28 protein-coding genes are annotated in these 23,824 nt (G+C 58.5%); 5 read left to right on the plus strand and 23 right to left on the minus strand.

Annotated features, from left to right (window positions below; translation table 11 throughout):
- Positions 1 to 7 precede the first annotated feature (7 nt).
- The 13 genes from ACCC96_RS20155 to ACCC96_RS20215 all read right to left on the minus strand — a co-directional run bounded on the left by ACCC96_RS20155 (position 8) and on the right by ACCC96_RS20215 (position 9,589).
- Positions 8 to 514 (minus strand): phage major tail tube protein, encoded by a 507-nt coding sequence (locus ACCC96_RS20155; protein ID WP_018926982.1) that lies wholly within the window; start codon positions 512 to 514, stop codon positions 8 to 10.
- Positions 514 to 1,680, minus strand: a complete 1,167-nt coding sequence (locus ACCC96_RS20160) for a phage tail protein (RefSeq protein ID WP_413696733.1) — start codon at positions 1,678 to 1,680, stop codon at positions 514 to 516. Before ACCC96_RS20160 ends, ACCC96_RS20155 begins: the two co-directional genes overlap by 1 nt.
- Positions 1,681 to 1,682: 2 nt before the next feature.
- Positions 1,683 to 1,892: a hypothetical protein gene (locus ACCC96_RS20165; protein ID WP_413696734.1), complete on the minus strand. Its 210-nt coding sequence runs from the start codon at positions 1,890 to 1,892 to the stop codon at positions 1,683 to 1,685.
- Positions 1,893 to 1,993: 101 nt separating this feature from the next.
- Complete coding sequence (locus tag ACCC96_RS20170; RefSeq protein ID WP_413696735.1) at positions 1,994 to 2,398, minus strand: hypothetical protein; 405 nt, start codon at positions 2,396 to 2,398, stop codon at positions 1,994 to 1,996.
- A gap of 10 nt (positions 2,399 to 2,408) precedes the next feature.
- The gene (locus ACCC96_RS20175; protein WP_413696736.1) at positions 2,409 to 4,307 is read right to left on the minus strand and encodes a phage tail protein; all 1,899 of its coding nucleotides are present in this window, start codon (positions 4,305 to 4,307) and stop codon (positions 2,409 to 2,411) included.
- A complete protein-coding gene (locus ACCC96_RS20180) occupies positions 4,308 to 4,943 on the minus strand; it encodes a phage tail protein I (RefSeq protein ID WP_413696737.1) in 636 nt (211 codons plus the stop codon). It lies immediately after the preceding gene.
- Positions 4,940 to 5,935, minus strand: a complete 996-nt coding sequence (locus ACCC96_RS20185; RefSeq protein WP_413696738.1) for a baseplate J/gp47 family protein — start codon at positions 5,933 to 5,935, stop codon at positions 4,940 to 4,942. The genes ACCC96_RS20180 and ACCC96_RS20185 overlap by 4 nt, the downstream gene beginning before the upstream one ends.
- Positions 5,932 to 6,264 (minus strand): phage baseplate protein, encoded by a 333-nt coding sequence (locus ACCC96_RS20190; protein WP_018926989.1) that lies wholly within the window; start codon positions 6,262 to 6,264, stop codon positions 5,932 to 5,934. Before ACCC96_RS20190 ends, ACCC96_RS20185 begins: the two co-directional genes overlap by 4 nt.
- Before the next feature lie 10 nt (positions 6,265 to 6,274).
- The gene (locus ACCC96_RS20195; protein ID WP_258671044.1) at positions 6,275 to 6,886 is read right to left on the minus strand and encodes a phage baseplate assembly protein V; all 612 of its coding nucleotides are present in this window, start codon (positions 6,884 to 6,886) and stop codon (positions 6,275 to 6,277) included.
- Positions 6,887 to 6,889: 3 nt separating this feature from the next.
- Positions 6,890 to 7,402: a hypothetical protein gene (locus ACCC96_RS20200; protein ID WP_018926991.1), complete on the minus strand. Its 513-nt coding sequence runs from the start codon at positions 7,400 to 7,402 to the stop codon at positions 6,890 to 6,892.
- A gap of 47 nt (positions 7,403 to 7,449) precedes the next feature.
- Complete coding sequence (locus ACCC96_RS20205) at positions 7,450 to 7,800, minus strand: phage holin family protein (protein ID WP_018926992.1); 351 nt, start codon at positions 7,798 to 7,800, stop codon at positions 7,450 to 7,452.
- 117 nt (positions 7,801 to 7,917) lie between these two features.
- Positions 7,918 to 8,337 carry a tail fiber assembly protein gene (locus ACCC96_RS20210; RefSeq protein ID WP_413696739.1) on the minus strand — a complete coding sequence of 140 codons (420 nt, stop codon included), beginning with the start codon at positions 8,335 to 8,337 and terminating at the stop codon, positions 7,918 to 7,920.
- A gap of 517 nt (positions 8,338 to 8,854) precedes the next feature.
- Positions 8,855 to 9,589, minus strand: coding sequence for an XRE family transcriptional regulator (locus ACCC96_RS20215; RefSeq protein ID WP_413696745.1), 735 nt, complete (start codon positions 9,587 to 9,589; stop codon positions 8,855 to 8,857).
- A gap of 267 nt (positions 9,590 to 9,856) precedes the next feature.
- Here ACCC96_RS20215 and ACCC96_RS20220 point away from each other — a divergent pair, with 267 nt between their 5' ends.
- The 4 genes from ACCC96_RS20220 to fdxA all read left to right on the plus strand — a co-directional run bounded on the left by ACCC96_RS20220 (position 9,857) and on the right by fdxA (position 14,130).
- Positions 9,857 to 10,582 carry a zeta toxin family protein gene (locus ACCC96_RS20220; RefSeq protein WP_413696746.1) on the plus strand — a complete coding sequence of 242 codons (726 nt, stop codon included), beginning with the start codon at positions 9,857 to 9,859 and terminating at the stop codon, positions 10,580 to 10,582.
- Complete coding sequence (locus ACCC96_RS20225) at positions 10,579 to 10,746, plus strand: hypothetical protein (RefSeq protein WP_177431112.1); 168 nt, start codon at positions 10,579 to 10,581, stop codon at positions 10,744 to 10,746. Before ACCC96_RS20220 ends, ACCC96_RS20225 begins: the two co-directional genes overlap by 4 nt.
- A 338-nt stretch (positions 10,747 to 11,084) precedes the next feature.
- Complete coding sequence (mutS, locus tag ACCC96_RS20230) at positions 11,085 to 13,664, plus strand: DNA mismatch repair protein MutS (protein WP_026345675.1); 2,580 nt, start codon at positions 11,085 to 11,087, stop codon at positions 13,662 to 13,664.
- Between the two features lie 142 nt (positions 13,665 to 13,806).
- Entirely contained in the window at positions 13,807 to 14,130 is a 324-nt protein-coding gene (fdxA, locus tag ACCC96_RS20235) for a ferredoxin FdxA (protein WP_007940535.1), read from the plus strand.
- A 486-nt stretch (positions 14,131 to 14,616) separates the two neighbouring features.
- On the opposite strand, the gene rpoS is transcribed toward fdxA, so the two are convergent.
- The 8 genes from rpoS to ACCC96_RS20275 all read right to left on the minus strand — a co-directional run bounded on the left by rpoS (position 14,617) and on the right by ACCC96_RS20275 (position 21,753).
- Positions 14,617 to 15,624 carry an RNA polymerase sigma factor RpoS gene (rpoS, locus tag ACCC96_RS20240; RefSeq protein ID WP_007940534.1) on the minus strand — a complete coding sequence of 336 codons (1,008 nt, stop codon included), beginning with the start codon at positions 15,622 to 15,624 and terminating at the stop codon, positions 14,617 to 14,619.
- Between the two features lie 107 nt (positions 15,625 to 15,731).
- Positions 15,732 to 16,589 (minus strand): peptidoglycan DD-metalloendopeptidase family protein, encoded by an 858-nt coding sequence (locus tag ACCC96_RS20245; RefSeq protein ID WP_026345674.1) that lies wholly within the window; start codon positions 16,587 to 16,589, stop codon positions 15,732 to 15,734.
- A 211-nt stretch (positions 16,590 to 16,800) separates the two neighbouring features.
- Complete coding sequence (locus tag ACCC96_RS20250) at positions 16,801 to 17,436, minus strand: protein-L-isoaspartate(D-aspartate) O-methyltransferase (protein WP_173861137.1); 636 nt, start codon at positions 17,434 to 17,436, stop codon at positions 16,801 to 16,803.
- A 41-nt stretch (positions 17,437 to 17,477) separates the two neighbouring features.
- The gene (gene surE / locus ACCC96_RS20255; protein ID WP_258671046.1) at positions 17,478 to 18,227 is read right to left on the minus strand and encodes a 5'/3'-nucleotidase SurE; all 750 of its coding nucleotides are present in this window, start codon (positions 18,225 to 18,227) and stop codon (positions 17,478 to 17,480) included.
- A complete protein-coding gene (gene truD / locus ACCC96_RS20260; RefSeq protein ID WP_258671047.1) occupies positions 18,215 to 19,273 on the minus strand; it encodes a tRNA pseudouridine(13) synthase TruD in 1,059 nt (352 codons plus the stop codon). The genes surE and truD overlap by 13 nt, the downstream gene beginning before the upstream one ends.
- Entirely contained in the window at positions 19,270 to 19,743 is a 474-nt protein-coding gene (gene ispF, locus ACCC96_RS20265; protein WP_018927000.1) for a 2-C-methyl-D-erythritol 2,4-cyclodiphosphate synthase, read from the minus strand. Before ispF ends, truD begins: the two co-directional genes overlap by 4 nt.
- A gap of 43 nt (positions 19,744 to 19,786) precedes the next feature.
- Positions 19,787 to 20,632, minus strand: coding sequence for an S-formylglutathione hydrolase (fghA, locus tag ACCC96_RS20270; RefSeq protein ID WP_258671048.1), 846 nt, complete (start codon positions 20,630 to 20,632; stop codon positions 19,787 to 19,789).
- Positions 20,633 to 20,640: 8 nt separating this feature from the next.
- The gene (locus tag ACCC96_RS20275) at positions 20,641 to 21,753 is read right to left on the minus strand and encodes an S-(hydroxymethyl)glutathione dehydrogenase/class III alcohol dehydrogenase (RefSeq protein ID WP_018927002.1); all 1,113 of its coding nucleotides are present in this window, start codon (positions 21,751 to 21,753) and stop codon (positions 20,641 to 20,643) included.
- 106 nt (positions 21,754 to 21,859) lie between these two features.
- Here ACCC96_RS20275 and ACCC96_RS20280 point away from each other — a divergent pair, with 106 nt between their 5' ends.
- Complete coding sequence (locus ACCC96_RS20280) at positions 21,860 to 22,756, plus strand: LysR substrate-binding domain-containing protein (protein ID WP_019647811.1); 897 nt, start codon at positions 21,860 to 21,862, stop codon at positions 22,754 to 22,756.
- A 48-nt stretch (positions 22,757 to 22,804) separates the two neighbouring features.
- Here ACCC96_RS20280 and ispD read toward each other — a convergent pair whose 3' ends face one another.
- Complete coding sequence (ispD, locus tag ACCC96_RS20285; protein ID WP_258671049.1) at positions 22,805 to 23,512, minus strand: 2-C-methyl-D-erythritol 4-phosphate cytidylyltransferase; 708 nt, start codon at positions 23,510 to 23,512, stop codon at positions 22,805 to 22,807.
- The gene (gene ftsB / locus ACCC96_RS20290) at positions 23,509 to 23,787 is read right to left on the minus strand and encodes a cell division protein FtsB (protein WP_007907178.1); all 279 of its coding nucleotides are present in this window, start codon (positions 23,785 to 23,787) and stop codon (positions 23,509 to 23,511) included. The genes ispD and ftsB overlap by 4 nt, the downstream gene beginning before the upstream one ends.
- Between the last annotated feature and the right edge of the window lie 37 nt (positions 23,788 to 23,824).

The following is a 23,824-nucleotide window of genomic DNA, read 5'->3' on the forward strand; positions in this document are numbered from 1 at the left end:
CTTCGTGTTACGGCAGCAAAACGGCGCGGCGGGCATCACCGAGAATGTCGACGCCGTTGAGCACGAACTTCTGGGTGCGCACGTCGACATCGATCACTGGAACGCCGTTTTCCAGGCGGTTGTAGGTGCGGCAGGAGAGCTCCAGGGTGGTCTTGGGTTTTTCACCCATTTTCACGATGGCTTCCTCGAGGACCTTCAGCTTGCCGCCGACGGTGTGGTAGGTGAACCAGGTGTTACCGTCCTGATCCTGACCGGCTTCACGCACGTTCAGCAAGATGTCGTCGCCCAGCTTCACGCCCAGCGCCAGCATCACTTCGGGACCGGCGCCCTGCAGGATCAACTTGGCGCCCAGGGCCTTGGCGCTCTTGGCCATCTCCTCGACGATGAAGCGGCCGCCGACCATGTTTTCCATGTCGAACTCGATCTTCGGCGGTGTGAACTCTTCCACGGTCGCCGACAACGGCAGGCCTTGCAGGGTGGCCGCGATGGCCTGTCTTACGCGGTTGGTAAACATTAGAGAACGTCCTCCAGGAACTGCTCGATGATTTCATCGCGGGCGTTGAGTTGATAAATCATGTGTTCGTTCGGTGCGTAGCGACCGTAGTCGATGACCACAAACCAGGTACCGTTTTTGTACTTCTCGACGCTGTTCAATTCCGGGTGCAGGTACACGCTGCCGCCGGGGATGGTTTCGTCGGCGACCAGGGTTTGCAGCCAGTCGTTGATGCGCTTGACCTCCTGATCCATGAACGACTTGGTCAGGTTCTTGGCCATGGCTTTCTGACCGGCCTTCACCAGCTTGCGGCTGATCGCATCTTCAAGGCCGACATAGCTGATGAACTTGCCGGTGACGGAGCGGTTACCCAGCAGCGAGAAGCCGCCGAGGATGGTCCGGGCGTAGTAGCTGATGCCGTAACGGTTGAGCAGATCGCCTTCGGTGGAGGTGTCGAGGATGTTGTATTCCACGACTCGCGAAACGTCTTCGGCGTAGGTCACCTGGTTGCCCGGGCTCTCCCATTGCTTGACCTTGGCCAGCGCAGCAATGGCCAGGCTCGATGGCGCCAGGAACACGTTTTTCTTCGCTGCCTTGGAGTACACCGACGGCATGTTGTGCACCAGCAGGCAGCGGTCGAAACCGAGGTCCGCGCCGCCCAGCTCCTTGCTGTAAGTCACTTGATCGGCGACTGCGGCGTCCTTGCCGTCGAGCACCACGCGAGCCTTGATACGTTTGCCGAACGAGGCGAACTCACTGGCCACCGCTTTGGTGCCGGTGAAACCCGGTGCACCAATGATCGTCAGGTCTTCCGGCACACCACCAAGTGCGGCCAGACCCAGTTTGCGACCGGTCACTGGCTCGATGCCGCCGATCACGTTATTCAGGGTGTCGGCGGGTGTTGCGCCCTCTTCGACGATGACCACGTAAACCGGCACCTTGACCACTTTCAGTATCTGAAACACCGCGTGGAACAACGTGCCCGACTCGGTACCGGTCGGGTCCAGCAGCGCCTGGGTGGTGAAGCTGTTGATGCGGAACGGGGCGTTACGCGGAATCAGCAGATCCGCTTTCGGCGCAGTGCCGACCAGACCGATGACGTTGTCGCCCAGGCCACCCATGGCCTCGGGAGATTCAGTGGCATTGACGGTAATGCCGTTGTGCTCGAAGTTCAAAACCTCAGCCATGGTTATTCAGCCTTCTTGGCAGCGGCCTTCAAGGCCTTGTTGGTTGTAGAGGCCGACTCGGCAGCCTCGGTTTTTTTCAGCTCCAGACGACCAGCGCTGCGCAACGCACTGGCCTCCACATCGAGCAGATCGAGTTCCTGACCGGCGCTCGACCAGTGGCCACCCCCGATGGGGAATGGAACGAGCACGGTGTAGGTTTGGCGTAGTGCCATTTGGGTTTCTCCAGAAATGAAAAAGCCCCTTTTGAGGAAGGGGCTGTCAGGTGTTATGTGATGTGAAGCGGATAAGAAAACGCCCCGTCAGTGCGGGGCGTTTATTGGGTTGCTTCGGTGGAGGGAGCCGCCCACGGGAACTCTTGCTGGATTTCATAAAACCGCCGCACTCCATTAGCACGGATGCCTTCCCAACCAGTCTCTCCCATTGCCTCCATACGCTGCGCCTCGGCAAAGAATCGATCCGAACCGGTGATCGGATCGCCATAAGCCCGAAGGCGCAGAGCTTCGACTTCCTCTCTGGTGTACACAGGGGGCTGCAATTCGGGCAATGGATGCTTCGAAATTACACCGTCATCACCCAGTTCCCACACACCATCCAGTTCTTGGGTAATCCGCATCCAAAGGTTTTCGTCAACCTCGACAGCATCCTCGGGAATATCGCTCACTCCAAGAATCAGACGGGATTTGAGGACACCCGCCGTATCAAATGTCACGTACTTCATGCCGTCTCCCTTAGTGCCCAATTGAAAACCAGAAGAAATTCGTAGCTGTTTGCAAAGGCGCTCCCGTTACTCCGGAACTAACCCCGACAGCCGTGAACCCGGCCTTAGTTGGGAGCGCCGTATACTCGATAACATCAGCGGCGCCAGTAACATTGAACGGCGTAGCTTGAACACCAAAGCAAGCATTCGGGTAAGTCAACGGAAACGGAACAGCCGTTGCCCCCAATGGGATCGTGGAATAACCCCATTGAATAATGAAACCGCCCAGCCACGTCGGGAAAACTACGTAACCATTCGCGGCCTTGAGGATCTGGAATCCCCAGCGAAGTTTTTTCGGCGTCACGATTGTAGAGTCATCGGCGCCGGCATCCGTAAGCGCCTGAGTTGTGATCTTGGCCGTGCCCTGATTGATTTCAGTAGCTTGCACAGCCAACGCCTGCAGTGCGGCGATATCAATATTTCCCTGATTGATCGGCGCGTTCCAAGCCTTGATGCACCACATGACGGCGAGGTTACGGGGACGCGTTTCCGCGGAGGTGCGCGCCACTTTCGAAGCATCAAAATACACGCCATGGTAGGCGCCTTTCTGGTTGAGCGGAGTTGAGGACGTGCTCATGTTGCTTAACGTGAACGCGCCGCCTGCCGTGGTGATATCGAGATAGCCGTCAAACGTACCAGTGATGTTCTGTAAGGTATCAACCTGATAACTGCCGATTGTCCGGCCGCCATCAACACCGCGTCCATGATCCCAACCGCGCAGGAATTCGCCGCGTCCATCCGGCAAACGAAAATTTCCAGCGCCCTCGTCGCCCTTGTTGTACTTGCCGGCGAGATAAGCACTCAGATCCGGATAAAGCGCAGCACTCTTGACGCTGTTATCCAGCTCAAGAAAGCCCATCGGTGGCGTATCACCGGGAAACGCGACAATCGCCCCCACCGGCAACATCGAGGCGCTGGCAATCATCCCCTCGATTTCAGTTTTGGTGTAGCTGTCCTTGATCCCGAACCCAGCCAGCGTTTCGGGGTTCGCGCCCGCCGTCGCTCGACCGTATTTGTCCACGGTCAGGCTTTTGTAAGTCCCCGGTGCAATGCCGGTACGACCGGCCAGCATCTCAAAAGTCAGCGCGGTGGTGCCGAGAGTGATCGGCCCGTTAGTAGTCAGGTGCCACAGCGAATCACCATTCTGCGTGCCCTCTTCTACCATCACGGTCAGGCCCGGCGTGACCTTGGCGCTGACGTTGGCATCGTTCGCCCGAACCCAGTCACCGTTGGCCACGATCCACAGACCGTTATCCTTGGCCAACGTCTGATTCGGCAGCAGAACCCGGTCACCGGCAATCACTGCAACTCCGTCGACCTGCTTTGCACCGTTCAACACCACGTTGCCGGTTGCCGCGACACGCACGGACTGCTTGCCATCAAGTTTGCCGAGCTCTTCAGCGAGGTAACTCATCACCCACGCACGCGTCGCTTTCACAACCGTGTCATCAATCAACAACGTCACCAGCGCCGCATTACTGGTCTCGAAAATCGAACGAATGTAGAACTCTTTCCCCGAGCCCGAAGTCGCCAGCACCGGCTTGAACGACTCCGGATATTTGACGATGGCGTAAAGAATCCCGGTATCGGTCCAGAGCCCGGCCTCACGCACATACCAGCCGCCCACTTCAGGCGGGATAGTCACTTCGGCCAGCAACCAGCTCGGATTCTTCTCATCCTGGAACAGCGCATTGAGCGGCCCGCGCCACACTTCGCGTTTCAGTGCCGTGGCAGTGGCAGCCGGGTTATAAACCGCGCCGCCGCCGTCGCCGACGGAAATCTGCGACAGCTTGATCGGTGTGCCCGCCGCCTTGCAGGCGGTTTCGTAGGCGATCCCCGCATTGGTGAGCAGGGTGTAATAGTCGGCCATTTAGGACCCCTGAGGATAAATTGTGGAGGTTTCGACGGTGTAGAGCCCAGCGGCCATAAAGGCCTGACCCGAGGCTTCAAGCCCTTCGATGACGATCGGATAAACCGTGGTCAGCTCGCCGCATACGGTGGCGGCGCCGATGACGTGACTGCCGAATGCGCTCAAGCCGACGGAAACCTTCAAGGTGTCGCGTTCGCTTTTGGCATCAGCCAAGCGTCGGTCGAGACGGGCGTCGATTTCTTCGCTGTAGGGCTGTTCGGTGAAGGCCCTGACGGAAAAGCTGTAAGGCGGGCCGGGTGGTGTTTGTTCGGACCAGGCGCGCACCTCAGGCATCAATTGCAAACCCTTGGCCGCGTTTTCCAGTGCTTTTCGCGTCCCGGCCTGCCGTGCGGTAGGCCAGGCGAGTTCCACCGTCAGGCGTTTTTCCGCCTCGGTCGCCTCGGAGCTCCATTCGCTGACCCCGCGATCCGCGCCCAGGTACGGCAGGAATGCCAGCGGTGTTTTGGCGGGGTTCATCAGTTCGGGGAACGGCGGGTCGATACGCTCAAGCAATCGGGCAAAACCGAGATCAAGCGCCCTTTCCAGTGGTGAGCTGTTGGCTGGCAACAGGCTCGGGCGAGGTGTGTCGTCACTCATAACGTATCCACCTCGACCTCGACGCCCGTGCAATACGGCGCTTGAAAAGCGCTCGTCACAATCGGCGCCACTGGCTCAAGAATTTGCAGTTGAACCGCGCCGGCGCTGTGCAGCGTGTAGTCGATCCAGCTCGGGTCCACTCGCCCTTCCAGGCGATGACAGGCATCGGCATACGCCTGCAGCTGCTGTTGCGCGGCAACCTTGGTCAGCCCTGAATCGGGCCCAGGATTGATCTTCGCAATCACCCGGATTTTGTAGTTCTTGATTTGCGCGGCCTGCACGGTGACCAGGTCCGTTTCGGGCCGGACATCAGGCCGGGCGAAATGCTGGCGAACACCGTCGAGCAGCGCTTGGGATGGCGTGCCATCGCCCTCTCGGGAAAGCACCGTGACCGTGACTTCGCCGGGCGCGGTCCGGCGCCCGTTGCCGTCCTTGACCTGCGCGACATAGCCGTCCGGGTCGAAGGTGTAAGTGACCGTCACCACTCCCGCCGCGGTGGTTTCCACCTTCACGGCAGGCCGTTCGCCAAGGGTGAAGATCTCACGCCGATACTGCATCCGCGAGCCCGCCGCCGGTGCATGGGGCGCCAGGTAATAACGCAACCGGGCGTCGTCATCGCTCTCGTAGACCGGATCGATAGGCGGGAATGCCGCCGGATCGCCCGGGTCCAGCAACTGGCGCTCAAGCCCCATGTCCGCGAGGCGGGCGTCGAGGTTGGTGCCGGTGGCCCACCACGCCAGCATCTGCTTGATGCGGGCGTTGTATTTGCGTTCGTGGGTTTGCAGCCGTACACAAAACGCCTCAAGGGCCAGGGTCAGCAACTCGCTTTCGTTTTCCAGGCTGACCGCAAGCTTGGCCGCGCTCTCGGGGGAACGGGCACCGACATACTCGACAACGAAGGTCTTGAACTCTGCGAGCAGATCCTCGAACACTTCGACCGTGACGATTGCCGGTTCGGCCAACTGGTTCTGGCCAGGTATCAACATACTCATGCCACCACCTCGAAGGTCTGTTGGCGGTTTTTCCAGGTGCCGGCGAAACGCAATAACAACCCGGCACCGTAGCGGCTGGCCACAATGACCTGCGGCTCGAAATCGTCGATGCCGTTGTACTTGTTGTAAAACGCTTGGGCCGCATGGCTCTGGGCGAGAATCAGCAGGTCGTCGCCGAGGTTCTGCCCCAGCAACTCAGTGAGTGCGCAACCATACAAAGGGCGCTTCTGACGTGTGCCCAACGGCGTGGTCAGCGCCCGGGTGGCGCGCTGCACGAACTGCAGCCAGTCGTCGACCGTTGCGCCGGTGTTTCTATCGATTCCGATCATGGGAAGCTCTTTATGCAGTACTGATGACGCGACCCTGGTGATCCACCAACGGGCCGCTCAGATGCACACCGGAAGCGTCGAGCCGCAGGCCGACGGCGCCCAGTTGCAATTCGATGGCCTCAGGCCTCATCGCCAGCCTCGCCGGGCCGATGTTCAACTCGAGGGATTCACGGGAGCCGGTGAACGCCGCCGGGCCGTTCTTCCAGCGCAAGACATGACTGGCGTGGTCGTAACCGCTTTCCGTGCCGTCTTGATAGAGGCGACGCGTCAGCGATGCCTGTGTCGAGACGGGCGGGAACTGACCGCCGTTGAGACCGAACAACGCCACCGACTGCCCGCCGCCCTCGCCACCGCCGTGGTTCAGCAGCAAACACTGCTCACCCACGGAAGGAATCCGCGACTCGCTCTGTGCCCCGGCGCTCGGGTTGAAAAACCGGATCGCCGGGGTGAGCAGTTCCCCATGACGGACCTTGCAGGTATTGCTGGCCGCATCGACTTCCTGACACACGCCGATGCGACAGAAACTGTCGGCACGCCGGTGCAGGTCTTCGAGCTCGGTTTCCATCTCGGCCAAACGCTCGATGATCGGCCCCAGTTGCATACGTAACAGCGCATCAAACATGGGTCAGCCCTCGAGTGCGGTGTATTGATCCGGGTCGTCGATGTTCGACACCTCCCAGGTACGGGCAAATTTCGGGATACCCAACGGGTCTTCGAGCAGCGTCGGGCCGAGGTACAGGGTTTGGGTAAATGAAACGGTCCAGGCGGTGTACTCCCGTGCATCGCTGATGAACGTGGACGGGATGCCATCAATGTTCATCGGCAGATCGCATTGCTCGCCCGGCAGTTTCCAGCGGTTATCGACGACCAGGCTTTTCAACTCACTGGCCAGATCGCACGCCGCCAACCCTGCACCGGGCAACACGGCTTGCAAGGAAACCGTCAGGACATGAGCGATACGTCCGTCGTTGGCACGGATGCCCGGCGCATCGCGTTCGATGGCGATCAGCACCCAGGGCAGATCGACAGTGCCGTCGAAGTCTTGATGACTCCCGACCTTCAAGCCGGGAATGGCGGTACGCAACGTCTCGGCAATGGCAGAAAACAGCTGCGACGGTTTTTCGATGACAGCGGGCATCAATGGCCTCCTATTCCTATGGCAATACGAAGATCAGCGACGCCGGTTCACTGTTGATCGGGACGAGAATCGCGCGGTGGCACTTCACAAACGCCAATCCGCTTGGCGGCCCAACGTTCGTAAAGCCCGATGGCCACGTCCGCCCCGGCCATCGCCGTCAGGCAGCCAAAGGCGCCGGCAGCCCAGATCGACAGGCCCGCGGCGTACAACAGCATGATCGCCGAGACGCCGCAGATCATGCAGGCCCCGGACCGCAGGGCCAGGCGCCGCAGCAGTGACCAGCCACGGGCGCCCTCCTTGTCGGCGCGCCACATTTCGCCGGACACCCCGCCCGCCACGGCGAGGAGGATGACCAGCCAGATCGGCATGTCCAGCAACGCTTGTTGCTCGTTTGTCATGTCACGCCTCCTGGTGTGATTGATGAGTGATGTGTGTTGGATTCAATCGATGTCTCTTGAGGTAGGCATTCCAAAAAGCCCGGAGCATTCCGGGCTTTTCAGTAATGCGCTCCGTTTTTACGGCAGCTCAGGCCAAACGATGGTCAGCGGAAAACCTGGCTGTTTGTTGACCTGAGTAAAGGCAACGCAATACTCCTTGAAGGCAGTCAGGTAAGCCTGCTCGGCAGCAGTGGCCACGCCCAGATCAACTTTGAATTGCAATCCCGACGACGCCACGCTGGTCATGACACTGTCGAGCCGCTTGTTTTTTTCATTGCGCATTTGTTCACCTAGCGCAGATTGCGGCCAAGGGAACCCGGAATTGAACGACCAGAGGCCATCGCTGTTGACTGCGTTGTAGCCGTAGTCAACCTGATTGCTCGAACTGCCGGTGACGTCGACCCAGAGTTGATCGACTGGAAACTCGTCAGTGATCGGATTGACCGTCTCGTAGATGTTGTCGACTTTTCCGTTTACTACACGTGCGTATTTCTTCATTTTCATATCCTTATTGATCGCCGGGCATTCCGGCACACGTTGATCTGCCTGCATCAGGTAGGCATTCCAAAAAGCCCAGTGTGAAACCGGGCTTTTCAGTAATGCGCTCCTTCGCCTTCCTTTAATCCCGTGTCAAAAAGGAAGCTGACTTTTCGGCGCTACTGGCGCGGTACGAGTCCATTCAAATTGTTTTTCCGACCGCGGTCCCTGCCCGCCGGATAACTGCTTCTGGTGCTTTACGCTGCACACCCGGGTCAGTTGCCAACCCTCTGAACCGTTGAGGCCGATTCATCGCTGCCTTTGTGGTGGAACTAAAGAGCTTCGTTTCGAGCCGCTTTGTTGAGCGGCTTGAGACAAAGAATATGCATGGATGCATATACAGTCAATGCATAAATGCATTTATTTATGCACTGAAAATGCACAGACGCATGAAAGCCCCACAGACAAAGGCGTTGGCGGTTTTTGGCAGGCGAAAAAAAACCCGTCGGGCGACGGGTTTTATCTGACAGCGGTGAGGTTAGCGGGCGTACATGCCCCACCAGAAGACGTGACCAAGGATGACGATTTGCTCTTCCTGGATTTCCTGGAAGCTGTAGTCCTCGTCCGGATGCTCATCGCGATTGAAGCTGCGCAGGCGAATCCCGGTCGGCAGGCGATAAAGCTGTTTCACCCGCAACTGGCCGTTGTGGTTGATGGCGTACAGGTCGCCGTCGATGATGTCGCCAATCCCGCATTTACCGGCATTCACCCCCACCGTGGCACCGTCGCGCAGTACCGGCAACATGCTGTTGCCACGCACAGTCACGCATTTGGCCTGGTCGAACTGCACACCGTTATGGCGCAAACTGCGCTTGCCGAAGCGCAGGCTAGAGCGCTCGCTCTCTTCGATGACGAATCTTCCTGATCCAGCAGCCAATTCAACCTCGCGAAGAAAGGGGACCGACACCTCGTCGTCATCGACAGGCGTATCGTCGTCCCACAGGCTTATGTCCTTGAGTTCCGAATGCAATTGATCGCGCCCGGCGCTGGCGGTCGGCGCGACATCCGCGCGGCCCCGCAATTGATCGGTGCTCACAGCAAAGTATTCGGCAATCTTCGAGATATGTTTATCCGAAGGATCGACGATCTTCCCGCTGAGGATGCGCGAGAGAGTGGATTGAGGCACGCCGGTGCGACGGTGAAGCTCCGTGGGGGAGATCCCGTGCTGATCGAGCAGCGCTCTTAAGACAGTAGAAACATTGCGTTTTTGCATAACGCGAATAGTGCTTGATCTTTTTTCGGAAGACAAATGCCAAATTGCATAATTTGTGCATAGACCCACGAAAAATAGCGTTGAGGCTTTCATGCCTGCGTCGGGCGGACCGCCCATGGTAACCTTGCGCCCATCGCGGAAAAGCCACCTGACCGGGCCTTTAAGGGGTTTTCAGACCAAAACTGTTGCGTCTCGTGCATAGATGGCATGGAACCGACAAGGAGGGATTTGCTTATGGAGGATGCAAGAGTTTCTACAGGGCAGGCAATGACGCCGGCAGAGCAGGAAATTTCGAACCAAGCGATAAGCTTTGCTCGCTCGAACAAGAAAGCCATCGCGAGACGACGTACGGACAAAACCATTTATCCGCTGGAAGAAGCTCCCGTGTCAGTGTTTATGGCTGGTTCCCCTGGAGCAGGTAAAACGGAAGCCTCTATCGCCCTTGTTAACCTTTTCGCCGATACGAAGATCTTAAGGATTGATCCGGATGAGCTTCGAAACGAGTTCTCTGAGTACTCAGGCGGGAATTCTTGGCTTTTTCAAGGAGGCGTTTCGATTTTGGTTGAGAAAATTCTCGACTTCGCGATTGATCAAAGACAGTCATTTCTGCTGGACGGGACGTTTTCAAACATTGACGTGGCCCGGAGAAATGTCGAGAGGTCCTTGAAAAAAGGTAGGTTTGTACAAATCTTGTACGTCTATCAGAATCCTTTCCTTGCTTGGGACTTTGTCAAAGCTCGAGAAGAGGCTGAGGGAAGAAGGATTCGCAAGGAGCATTTCATCGATCAGTATTTTGCTGCGCGTGACGTAGTGAACTCACTTAAGCTAGAGTTCGGCAGCGATGTCCACGTAGATCTACTGCTCAAGCATATCGACAATTCGGGACGTCTTTACAAAGCTGGTGTCGATAAAATTGACTACCATATACCTGAGCAATACACGCGGGCTGATCTAGAGGCCACGCTCGGGTTACCCATAGGAGCGCATCCATGATTTCGATTAAGCCAGGCTCTGCCAAGGGTGCTAAAAGCCCATTTGCCGACTTTATTCGTAACGCGAAGTCTGATCAGAAAAAGCGCGTCTATAGTGAAGTTTTGACCGAAGCGACCAAGCAACAGAACCTTGTGATGATGCAGGCCGAGGCAAAGCAAGCCTGATAGAACGCTCTAGAATCCCAGAAAGCCCGGCCAAGCGCCGGGCTTTTACTTTGTCTGTGCACCTGATGCGGCGCCCGTGCGATCAGTCGCTGGCCAGTTATCCACAAGCCGACAGCCGCTGCTCGTATGTTCGATGCTTTGACTGGTGCCAACTGCGGCCTTGACCAACTGCTTATGGGTTTAGGTGTGTAGACCGACCTATTTCACTATTTAAATTCACCCAATCGTGATGCCTGCGTCTGGCAGACCGCCCATGGTAACCTTGCGCCCATCGCGGAAAAGCCCGGCCAATGCCGCGCTTTTGCCTCACACCTTTGAACGAGTTTCCTGACAATCCGATGAATAAAGCCGTCTCCGATCTGTCCTCCCACACGCCAATGATGCAGCAATACTGGCGCCTGAAGAACCAGCACCCCGACCAGCTGATGTTCTATCGCATGGGCGACTTCTACGAGATCTTCTATGAAGATGCGAAGAAGGCCGCCAAGTTGCTGGACATCACCCTGACGGCTCGTGGGCAATCGGCGGGGCAGGCGATTCCGATGTGTGGGATTCCTTACCACGCTGCGGAAGGTTACCTGGCGAAACTGGTGAAGCTTGGCGAATCGGTGGTGATCTGCGAGCAGGTCGGCGACCCGGCCACCAGCAAAGGCCCGGTGGATCGTCAGGTGGTGCGCATCATCACGCCCGGCACGGTCAGCGATGAAGCGCTGCTGGATGAGCGTCGGGACAACCTGATCGCTGCGGTGCTGGGGGACGAGCGTCTGTTCGGTCTGGCGGTGCTGGACATCACCAGCGGCAACTTCACGGTGCTGGAGATCAAGGGCTGGGAAAACCTGCTGGCGGAACTGGAGCGGGTCAACCCGGTTGAGCTGATGATCCCGGACGACTGGCCGAAGGACTTGCCGGCGGAGAAACGTCGTGGGGTCCGTCGCCGTGCGCCGTGGGATTTCGAGCGCGACTCGGCGCTGAAAAGTCTTTGCCAGCAGTTTTCCACCCAGGACCTGAAGGGTTTCGGCTGCGAGAACCTGACCCTGGCCATCGGCGCTGCTGGCTGCCTGCTCAGCTACGCCAAGGAAACCCAGCGCACTGCCCTGCCGCACTTGCGCAGCCTGCGTCATGAACGCCTGGACGACACCGTGGTGCTGGACGGCGCGAGCCGGCGCAACCTGGAACTGGACACCAACCTGGCCGGTGGTCGCGACAACACGTTGCAATCGGTGGTCGACCGCTGCCAGACCGCCATGGGCAGCCGTTTGCTGACCCGCTGGCTGAACCGTCCGCTGCGGGATTTGACCGTACTGCTGGCACGCCAGACGTCGATCACCTGCCTGCTGGACCGTTATCGTTTCGAGAAACTGCAACCGCAGCTCAAGGAAATCGGCGACATCGAGCGGATTCTGGCGCGGATCGGCCTGCGCAATGCCCGTCCTCGTGACCTGGCGCGCCTGCGCGATGCCCTCGGCGCACTGCCAGAGTTGCAGGTGGCAATGGCCGAGCTTGAAGCTCCGCACATCATTCAACTGGCAACGACCACCAGCACCTATCCGGAACTGGCGGCGCTGCTGGAGAAAGCCATCATCGACAACCCGCCAGCGGTGATCCGTGACGGCGGCGTGTTGAAAACCGGTTACGACAGCGAACTCGACGAGCTGCAATCGCTCAGCGAAAACGCCGGGCAGTTCCTGATCGATCTGGAAGCCCGGGAGAAGGCCCGCACCGGCCTGGCCAACCTGAAAGTCGGTTACAACCGCATTCACGGTTACTTCATTGAGTTGCCGAGCAAGCAGGCCGAATCGGCACCCGCCGACTATATCCGTCGCCAGACTCTCAAAGGTGCCGAGCGCTTCATCACCCCGGAACTGAAAGCGTTCGAAGACAAGGCGCTGTCGGCCAAGAGCCGTGCCCTGGCGCGCGAGAAGATGCTCTACGAAGCACTGCTCGAAGACCTGATCGCCCAATTGCCGCCCTTGCAGGACACCGCTGCCGCACTGGCCGAACTGGACGTGCTGAGCAACCTCGCCGAGCGTGCACTGAATCTGGACCTGAACTGCCCGCGTTTCGTCAGCGAGCCGTGCATGCGCATCAGCCAGGGCCGTCATCCGGTGGTCGAGCAGGTACTTACCACGCCGTTCGTAGCCAACGACCTGAGCCTCGATGACAGCACCCGTATGTTGGTGATCACCGGTCCGAACATGGGCGGTAAATCCACCTACATGCGCCAGACCGCGTTGATCGTGCTGCTGGCGCACATCGGTAGCTTCGTGCCGGCGGCCAGTTGCGAATTGTCCCTGGTCGACCGGATCTTCACCCGGATCGGTTCCAGCGACGACCTGGCGGGCGGGCGTTCGACCTTCATGGTCGAAATGAGCGAAACCGCGAACATCCTGCACAACGCCACCGAGCGCAGCCTGGTGCTGATGGACGAAGTCGGTCGCGGCACCAGCACCTTCGACGGCCTGTCCCTGGCGTGGGCCGCGGCCGAGCGTCTGGCGCAACTGCGGGCTTATACACTGTTCGCCACTCACTATTTCGAGCTGACGGTGCTGCCGGAAGCCCAACCGCTAGTAGCCAACGTGCACCTCAATGCCACCGAGCACAACGAACGCATCGTGTTCCTGCACCACGTGCTGCCTGGGCCTGCCAGCCAGAGCTATGGCCTGGCGGTTGCGCAGTTGGCCGGTGTGCCGAGCGAAGTGATCGTGCGTGCCCGTGAACACTTGAGCCGGCTCGAATCCACGGCGCTGCCCCATGAAGTGCCTACGCCGGCCAAAGGCAAATCCGTTGCGCCGCAGCAGAGCGACATGTTCGCCAGCCTGCCGCATCCGGTGCTGGATGAACTGGCCAAACTTGATCTGGATGACCTGACACCACGCAGGGCTTTGGAAATGCTCTATACATTAAAGACACGGATCTAACGCACTTGCCTGCAAGCTGTTAGAATCTCGCGCGGTTTGGGATGCTGCAGGCTCATAGCCTGGCCTGCAGACTATCGCTCCCGAACCTGGCGACCCCGTCCTGAAGGGGCTCCGCTGCCGCCGCCTGAGGAGAAAATTAGAAATGACCTTCGTCGTCACCGACAACTGCATCAAGTGCAAGTACACCGACTGCGTAGAAGTCTGTCCGGTGGACTGCTTTTACGAAGGCCCGAACTTCCTGGTGATTCACCCGGATGAGTGCATCGACTGCGCACTGTGCGAACCAGAATGCCCTGCCGTGGCCATCTTCTCTGAAGATGAAGTTCCCGCCGGCATGGAAAACTTCATTCAGCTGAACATGGAATTGGCCGAGGTATGGCCAAACATCACTGAACGGAAAGATCCATTGCCCGATTCCGCTGAATGGGATGGCAAGCCAGGCAAGATCGAACACCTCGAACGCTGATTTCCCTCGCGTTCCCGAAAAGGCCCCTTGCGGGCCTTTTTGCTTTTCTGCAGGCAAAAAAAAGGGGCGGTTTGACCCGCCCACATTTTTTCCCTATTCCATGTATTCCTTTTCATCGTCCTGATGAATCGCATCCTGCGATGTCCGTTCCCCTCTTCCTTGAAGGGCGTGTCTATCCGTCGACACAGTTCAAATACTAGAGGATTCCCCACCAAGAGCAATCGGCCTCCATGGCTGAAATCATCTGCAATATGCTGTTAACTTAATAAAATAAATATATAAATCAATAACTTATAAATACAGCATCCTTCGAATAGACAACTACCAGGGTGTAAAAATAATGAACACTTACGAAAGAGTAAGCAATGACTTACACCACGAGACTACAAACCTGAGGTGGCGCCAATACCAACGCACCTCTCATCTTCCCGGTAACAAAAAGCCCCGAACCAGTCGGGGCTTTTTGTTACCGGTTGAGCGAATGGCTTATTGGAACAGCGACTCACTCGACAGGCCGTTTTTCTCGAGAATCTCCCGAAGACGCTTGAGGCCTTCAACCTGGATTTGCCTGACCCGCTCCCGGGTAAGGCCGATTTCCAGGCCGACATCTTCAAGCGTACTGCTCTCGTGACCTCGCAAGCCGAAGCGGCGTACGACCACCTCGCGTTGCTTGTCGGTCAGCTCCGAGAGCCATTGATCGATGCTCTGCGACAGGTCGTCATCCTGCAACAGTTCACATGGATCGGTCGGGCGGTCGTCGGTCAGGGTGTCCAGCAGGGTTTTATCCGAATCCGGACCCAGCGAGACGTCGACCGAAGAAACCCGCTCGTTCAGGCCAAGCATGCGCTTGACCTCGCCTACCGGTTTCTCCAGCAGGTTGGCAATTTCTTCGGGTGAGGGTTCATGGTCGAGCTTTTGAGTCAGCTCCCGTGCAGCCCGCAAGTACACGTTGAGCTCTTTGACCACATGAATAGGTAGCCGGATGGTCCGGGTCTGATTCATGATCGCGCGTTCGATGGTCTGACGAATCCACCAGGTGGCGTAGGTCGAAAAGCGGAAGCCGCGTTCTGGATCGAACTTTTCCACTGCCCGGATCAGGCCGAGGTTACCCTCTTCGATCAGGTCCAGCAGCGACAGCCCACGATTGACGTAACGCCGGGCGATTTTCACCACCAGCCGCAGGTTGCTTTCAATCATGCGCTTGCGTCCGGCCGGATCACCACTTTGCGACAGGCGCGCAAAATGAACTTCTTCTTCCGGGGAGAGCAATGGGGAAAAGCCGATTTCATTGAGGTACAGCTGCGTGGCATCGAGTGCCCGGGTGTAGTCGATGTACTTGTGTTGCTTTAACGAAGCGGAGTGTCTGGATTTGGCACGAACGGAAGGTGGTGCATCCCCTTCATCATTCGACATCGAATCCATAGCGATGCCGGTCTCCATAAGGAGAACCTCATCGTCGATGTCAAACTCCGGCACTTCTTTACTGAGAGCCATTGTTATAGTCCTTTGGTGAGTTCGACCTCAAGCTCAAGCGGCGCCTTGATCCCTGGCAACGCTGGAGCCTGTTCCCTCTACGTGACGGAACAGGCTTGGCTAACAAATCAACGACGTGGCAGGAACTGCAGCGGATCTACAGGTTTACCTTGTCGGCGAATCTCAAAATGCAGTTTCACCCGGTCTGTACCCGTTGACCCCATTTCGGCAATTGTCTGTCCGACTTTGACCTGCTGCCCCTCCCGAACCAACAGCCTGCGGTTGTGACCGTAGGCACTGACGTAGGTATCGCTGTGTTTGATGATGACTAATTCGCCGTAGCCCCTTAAGCCACTCCCGGCGTATACCACCGTCCCATCAGACGCAGCTAAAACAGGCTGTCCCAAATCTCCGGCGATATCAATTCCTTTATTCAAACTACCGTTTGAAGAGAATTTTCCAATCAGAATGCCATTAGAAGGCCACCCCCAGCCCGTCGGGGCCGGACCGGCAGGAGGCAGTGGAGCGGGTGCCGGTTTGCTGGCGACGGACGGTGCGAGCACCGTTGTACTGGTCGTTGTGCCATTTGCCTGACGCCGAATTACCGTGGTTTTGCTCGACGACGAAGGCGAGGAACTGGACGAACTCACCACCGCTGCCGGCGTTGAATCGTTGCGACCGTCGAAGCGAATCGTCTGACCCGGATGGATCGTGTAAGGCGTAGGAATGTTGTTCCTTGCCGCGAGGGCTTTGTAGTCCCAGCCGTAGCGAAAGGCGATGGAAAACAACGTGTCCTTGGGTCGAACAACGTACTGGCCGGTGGTTACGGCCGGACGCTGGGCGACCGCATTGTTGCGATCGACAACTCCCGCGCTACTCGATTTGGTGCTGGAACAACCGACCAGCAAGGTACTCAAGACAAGACCAGTCACCAGACGCTGAAAGCTCGTTATACCCATTCGCTGCGCAACGACTGTGAGACTCACCCGCCGCTCCCTTTGTGGTGGCTGAAAATATGAATTGCCGTGTTTCGGCACGAAATGTCGCAAGTATAACGGGCCGAACAGGCTTTACCTTTAATGAAGCGGATTCGCTTCACGCACACGTTTGCTGCCTGACGATTAATTCTGTTTAACCCATCGATGCCGCTGTAAGACCCGGGCAATCGAAGAGAATTCAGCGCGCTGAAACAAATGCTCAGGCCAGCGGCCCGTTGAGTAGTGGCACAAAGCGCACTGCCCCCAGAACACGCCTGGAAAAGCCCTGCTCTTCACGGATGATCAGCATCAATTGTTGAACTTCACCAGAGCCGACCGGAATCACCAGTCGCCCGCCCGGTGCCAATTGATCGAGCAGCGCCTGAGGCACGTCGGTGGCCACGGCGGTAACAATGATGCCGTTGTAAGGCGCCAGCGCCGGCCAGCCCTCCCAGCCATCGCCCCAGCGAAATACCACATTGCGCAGGTTCAGCTCCACCAGGCGCTCCTTGGCTCGATCTTGCAGAACCTTGATGCGCTCGACGGAAAAAACCCGCTCGACCAGTTGCGACAGCACCGCCGTCTGGTAACCCGAACCGGTACCGATTTCCAGCACCTTGTCCAACGGGCCGGCTTCCAGCAGCAGCTCGCTCATGCGCGCCACCATATAAGGCTGGGAGATGGTCTGGTTATGGCCAATCGGTAGCGCCGTATCTTCATAAGCGCGGTGGGCCAACGCCTCATCGACGAACAGGTGACGCGGTGTGCGGCGGATGACTTCCAGCACCTTGGCGTTGGACACCCCTTCTTCATAGAGGCGCTGAATCAGACGCTCACGGGTCCGCTGGGAGGTCATCCCGATGCCGCGGTGCAGAATATCGTCTTGTTCACGAGCCATTAGCGCAGCCCCTCCAGCCAGCCATCGAGACTACTGAAGGCATCATTAAAGGTGCGATCCAGTTGCAGTGGCGTGATTGAAACATAGCCTTGCATCACCGCATGGAAATCGGTGCCCGGGCCGCCATCCTCGGCGTCCCCCGCTGCAGCGATCCAGTAACCGGATTTACCACGCGGATCGACCACTTTTATCGGCGCAGCAGCGCGGGCGCGATGGCCCAGGCGGGTCAGCTGGATACCGCGGATATGCTCCAGCGGCAAGTTGGGAATGTTCACGTTCAGTACCGTGCGCGGTGGCAGATCGAGGTCCGCGTGGGCCTCTACCAGTTTGCGCGCAAAATAGGCCGCCGTGGGAAGGTTCTCCACTTGCCGTGAGACAAACGAAAAGGCAAACGAAGGACGTTCCAGGAAACGGCCCTCAAGGGCGGCCGCCACAGTACCGGAATACAGCACGTCGTCCCCCAGGTTCGCACCCAGGTTAATACCGGAAACCACCATGTCCGGCTCAAACTCCAGCAAGCCGTTAAGGCCCAGGTGCACGCAATCGGTGGGTGTGCCATTGAGGCTGATAAAGCCATTGGCCAAGGTATACGGGTGCAACGGACGGTCGAGCGTCAGCGAGCTGCTGGCGCCGCTTTTGTCCTGGTCCGGGGCGATAACCACGCATTCGGTGTAATCCGCCAGCGCAGCATAAAGCGCGGCGAGACCGGGTGCGGTTACCCCATCGTCGTTAGAAATCAGAATACGCATGGGCTGTCCGTCTGCCCCACCGGCACCAGATCGACGAGTTCACGCACCAATACGGTGGCGAAGCATCCGGCCGGGAGGACGAATTCCAGTTGCAGAATGTCAGGCTCGGGATAATGCCACGTCAACCCGCCAATGGGCAGCCGCAGGATGCGACGTTCGTGGCTCATTCCGGCGTTAATCAACCAATCGCGCAGGTCCGCTTCGCGCGCAGCGATTGCCTGCTCCAGTTCATGGACAGCCCCCGACGCCGGCGAGTCACCTTCGCCCCACTGCGGTCCGGTCGGGTGCAGGTCGAGAATCGCCAGGCGCGGGTCGCTGCATTCGGCCTCACCTGCCGGGAAAAAACTGCGGCTATCGGTGAACGCCAGCAGATCGCCGACCTGAGCACGCTGCCAGGTACCATCGGCGACACGCGCCGCCAGCACCTGATTAAACAGAAAACTGCGCGCGGTTGAGAGCAGGCGCGAACGCACATTGCGTTGCTCCGGCAGGGCCTTGCGCACCGCCCAGGCACGGGCGTCGACGACGTTGCCGCCGTCATGCCCGAAACGCTGGGCGCCGAAATAATTGGGAATACCTTGCCTGGCGATCAGTTGCAGACGCTCCTCGATCGCTGCCTTGTCGCCAGCGAATTGAGTCAGGCGCAACGTGAAGCCGTTGGCCGAATGGGCACCGCGTTGCAGCTTGCGTCTGTGCCGACCGGTCTTGAGAATCTTCAGCGTGTCGTTTTCCGCTGCCGACAGATCTGGATCAGCCTTGCCGGGCAGTTGCACGCTAAACCACTGGCGAGTCAACGCCTGACGGTCCTTGAGGCCCGCGTAGCTGACGGTACGCAATGGCACGCCCGCAGCCTTGGCAATCCGCCGTGCCGCTTCTTCGGTATTCAGACCGCGCTTTTCCACCCAGATCCATAGGTGTTCGCCGTCGCCGCTAAGGGGAATATCGAGGACTTCATCGACCTGGAAATCTTCCGCCGTGGCTTTCAGCACCGCGCTGCCGAGAGCGTCACCATAGGCCCGCGGGCCGAGCAATTGCGCCTCGTTCATGCGCGCAGCAACAAGGCAACGGAGTGCACGGCAATACCTTCTTCGCGACCGACAAAGCCAAGCTTCTCGGTGGTGGTAGCTTTCACGTTCACTTGATCCAACTCAACTTGAAGATCCGCGGCAATCAGCGCGCGCATCGATTCGATATGCGGGGCCATTTTCGGGGCCTGGGCGACGATGGTGTTATCGACGTTGCCGACTTTCCAGCCCTTGGCGTGGATCAGTGCGACGACATGACGCAACAGCGCACGGCTGTCGGCGCCCTTGAATTGCGGGTCGGTGTCCGGAAAATGCTTGCCGATATCACCCAGCGCGGCAGCGCCGAGCAACGCATCGCTCAAGGCGTGCAGCAGGACATCACCGTCGGAATGGGCAAGCAGCCCGAAGCTGTGTGCAATCCGCACACCGCCCAGCGTGATGAAATCGCCTTCACCGAAACGGTGCACATCATAGCCGTGGCCAATACGCATAAAAAAACGCCCCGATTTTTGTCAGGGCGTGATTCTACCTGCATTAGAGGCCTAGAGCGCGTCCGTGATGCAGCAAGTGGTCGTCGATAAAACTGGCGATGAAGAAATAGCTGTGGTCGTAGCCCGGTTGCAAACGCAACGTCAGCGGATGATCGGCCAGTTTGGTCGCTTGTTGCAGGGCTTCAGGCTTGAGCTGGGTGGCGAGGAAATCGTCGCGATCACCCTGATCCACCAGCAGCGGCAGCTTCTCGCCGGCCTCGGCGATCAATGCACAGGCATCCCACTCGCGCCATTTCGACCGGTCTTCACCCAAGTAGCGGGAAAAGGCTTTCTGCCCCCATGGGCAATCGATCGGATTGTTGATCGGCGAGAACGCCGACACCGACTGGTAACGCCCCGGATTACGCAAGGCGCAGACCAGCGCACCGTGGCCACCCATGGAGTGGCCGCTGATGCCACGCTTTTCCGAAGCCGGGAAATGCGCCTCGACCAATGTCGGCAATTCCTGCACGACATAGTCATGCATCCGATAGTGCCGCGACCACGGTTCCTGCGTGGCATTCAGATAAAACCCGGCACCGAGACCGAAGTCCCAGGCACCATCCGGATCGCCCGGTACTTCGGGACCGCGTGGGCTGGTGTCCGGTGCGACGATAATCAGCCCCAGCTCGGCGGCCATGCGCATGGCACCGGCCTTCTGCATGAAGTTCTCGTCGGTGCAGGTCAGGCCGGACAACCAGTACAGCACCGGCAGCTTGCCGCCCTGCTCCGCTTGCGGCGGCAGGTACACGGCAAACACCATGTCGCAGCCGAGCACGTCGGAGCGGTGCCGGTAGCGCTTGTGCCAGCCGCCGAAGCTTTTCTGGCAGGAGATATTTTCCAGGCTCATGACCGACCTCAGAAATGGATGACGCTACGGATGCTTTTGCCTTCATGCATCAGGTCAAACGCCTTGTTGATATCTTCCAGGCCCATAGTGTGGGTGATGAAGGTATCCAGCGGGATCTCGCCGGTCTGGGCCATTTCGACATAGCTTGGCAACTCGGTACGGCCACGCACGCCACCGAACGCCGAACCGCGCCAGACACGACCGGTGACCAACTGGAATGGACGGGTGGAGATTTCCTGGCCTGCGCCGGCCACACCGATGATGACCGACTCGCCCCAACCTTTGTGGCAGCACTCAAGTGCGGCACGCATCAACTGCACGTTACCGATGCATTCGAACGAGAAGTCGACGCCGCCATCGGTCATGTCGACGATCACTTCCTGAATCGGACGATCGAAGTCTTTCGGGTTCACGCAGTCGGTAGCGCCCAATTGCCTGGCGATTTCGAACTTGGCCGGGTTGATGTCGATGGCGATGATCCGGCCAGCCTTGGCTTTGACCGCGCCGATCACGGCAGACAGTCCGATGCCGCCCAGACCGAAGATGGCGACGGTGTCACCCGGTTTGACCTTGGCAGTGTTGATCACTGCACCGATGCCGGTGGTGACGCCACAGCCCAACAGGCAGACTTTTTCCAGCGGTGCTTCTTTAGGAATTTTGGCGACAGAGATTTCCGGCAGCACGGTGTACTCGGAAAACGTCGAGGTGCCCATGTAGTGGAAAATCGTTTCGCCCTTGTAGGAAAAGCGCGAAGTGCCGTCCGGCATCAGGCCTTTACCCTGGGTTGCACGAATCGCCTGGCAGAGGTTGGTTTTGCCCGACAGACAGAATTTGCACTTGCCACATTCCGGGGTGTACAGCGGGATCACATGATCACCCACAGCAACCGAGGTCACGCCCTCGCCGATCGCTTCGACCACCGCGCCACCTTCGTGGCCCAGGATCGACGGGAAGATACCTTCCGGGTCCGCGCCCGAGAGGGTGTAGGCATCGGTATGGCAGACACCGGAAGCGACGACGCGCAGCAGGACTTCGCCCGCCTTGGGCATGGCGACATCGACTTCAACGATCTCGAGGGGCTTCTTGGCCTCGAAGGCAACGGCGGCGCGCGACTTGATCATGCTGACTCTCCAGTGAATAAAAACGAGACAATGAGTGTAATACAGCGGCATACGATGAATAATCAGGACAAAAGCAAAACATTATTGCCATGCAGGGATAATCCTGATGTCCGAAAACCGCTGGGAAGGCATCGATGAGTTCGTCGCCGTGGCCGAGTGCAGCCAATTCACCGCCGCTGCTGAACGCCTTGGAGTGTCGTCCTCCCACATCAGTCGCCAAATCGTACGACTGGAAGAGCGCCTGCAAACCCGCTTGCTCTATCGCAGCACCCGCCGGGTCACGCTGACCGAAGCCGGGCAAACCTTTCTGCAACATTGCCAACGTTTGCAGGACGGCCGCGAAGAAGCGTTGCGCGCTGTCGGCGACCTGACCAGCGAACCCAAGGGCATGCTGCGCATGACTTGCGCCGTGGCCTACGGCGAACGATTCATCGTGCCGCTGGTGACTCGCTTCATGGGCATGTATCCGCAACTGCGTGTCGACATCGAACTGAGCAACCGCCCGCTCGATCTGGTGCATGAAGGGCTGGACCTGGCCATCCGCCTCGGCCGCCTGCAGGATTCAAGATTGGTCGCGACCCGTTTGGCACCACGGCGCATGTATCTGTGCGCCTCGCCGTCCTACCTGGAACGGTATGGTCGCCCACACAGTTTGTCGGAGCTGAGTCGTCATAACTGCCTTATCGGCAGCTCGGATATCTGGCAACTGGAACAGAACGGCCGGGAATTTTCCCAGCGAGTACAGGGAAACTGGCGCTGCAACAGTGGGCAGGCGGTGCTGGATGCCGCGCTACAAGGGGTTGGGTTGTGTCAGTTACCGGACTACTACGTGCTGGAGCACCTGAAAAACGGCGAATTGATCTCGCTGCTGGAAGCCCACCAACCGCCGAACACAGCGGTTTGGGCGCTTTATCCGCAGCAGCGGCATTTGTCGCCAAAAGTGCGCAAGTTAGTGGATTATTTGAAGGAAGGGTTGGCCGAACGGCCGGAGTATCGGGTTTAAGAGCAAAAGTTCGCAGCCTGCGGCAGTTCCTGCATAGGCTGCGATCTTTTAACGGCGGTTAGCCCAGCGCTGGCGCAACCACTCAAGGTCTTCGGGGCGAGTGACTTTGATGTTATCGGATCGACCTTCGATCAAACGGGGTGCCATACCTGCCCACTCCATCGCCGAGGCTTCATCGGTGATGACCGCATCCGCCACCAGGCTATCCGCCAACGCCCGATGCAATGCTCCAAGGCGGAACATCTGTGGTGTATAAGCCTGCCAGATCACACTGCGATCCACTGTTTCCAACACACGCCCGTGCTTGTCGACCCGTTTGAGGGTGTCGCGCGCAGGCACCGCCAATAGGCCGCCCACCGGATCGTCAGCCAGTTCACTGAGCAATTTATCGAGATCATCGCGCGCCAGATTCGGTCGCGCGGCATCGTGAACCAACACCCAATCCTCATCGTCAGCGCCCTGGGCATGCAGATGCAGCAAGGCGTTGAGCACTGATCCGGAACGCTCGGCGCCGCCTTCAACCCGCTGAATACGCGAATCGGCAGCACAGGCCAGGTTCGGCCAGTAAGGATCGTCGATGGCAAGACTGACCACCAACCCCTTCAGGGCAGGATGGTCGAGGAAACAGCCAAGGCTGTGTTCGAGAATAGTGCGCCCGCCCAGCTGCAAGTATTGCTTGGGACGGTCCGCGGCCATACGGGCACCGACGCCCGCGGCAGGAATCACGGCCCAGAAGGCCGGTAACGACTCAATCATTGGGCCAACTGGTAAAGGGTTTCACCATCCTTGACCATGCCCAACTCATGGCGAGCCCGTTCTTCAACGGTCTCCATGCCCTTTTTCAACTCACTGACTTCGGCGTCCATCACTCGGTTGCGCTCCAGCAACGCCTCGTTCTCGGCGTGTTGATCCGCAATCTGCTGCTTCAGCTCGGCCACTTGCGCCAGACTGCCATTACCCACCCACAGGCGGTACTGCAGGCCGGCCAGCAGCAAGAGCAAGACGAGGAACAACCAATTGGGACTGCGCATCGAATATCAGGTATCCAGTGAAAAAAGACAGCCATGC

The organism is Pseudomonas sp. Pseusp11, from assembly GCF_047304405.1.
GTDB lineage: Bacteria > Pseudomonadota > Gammaproteobacteria > Pseudomonadales > Pseudomonadaceae > Aquipseudomonas.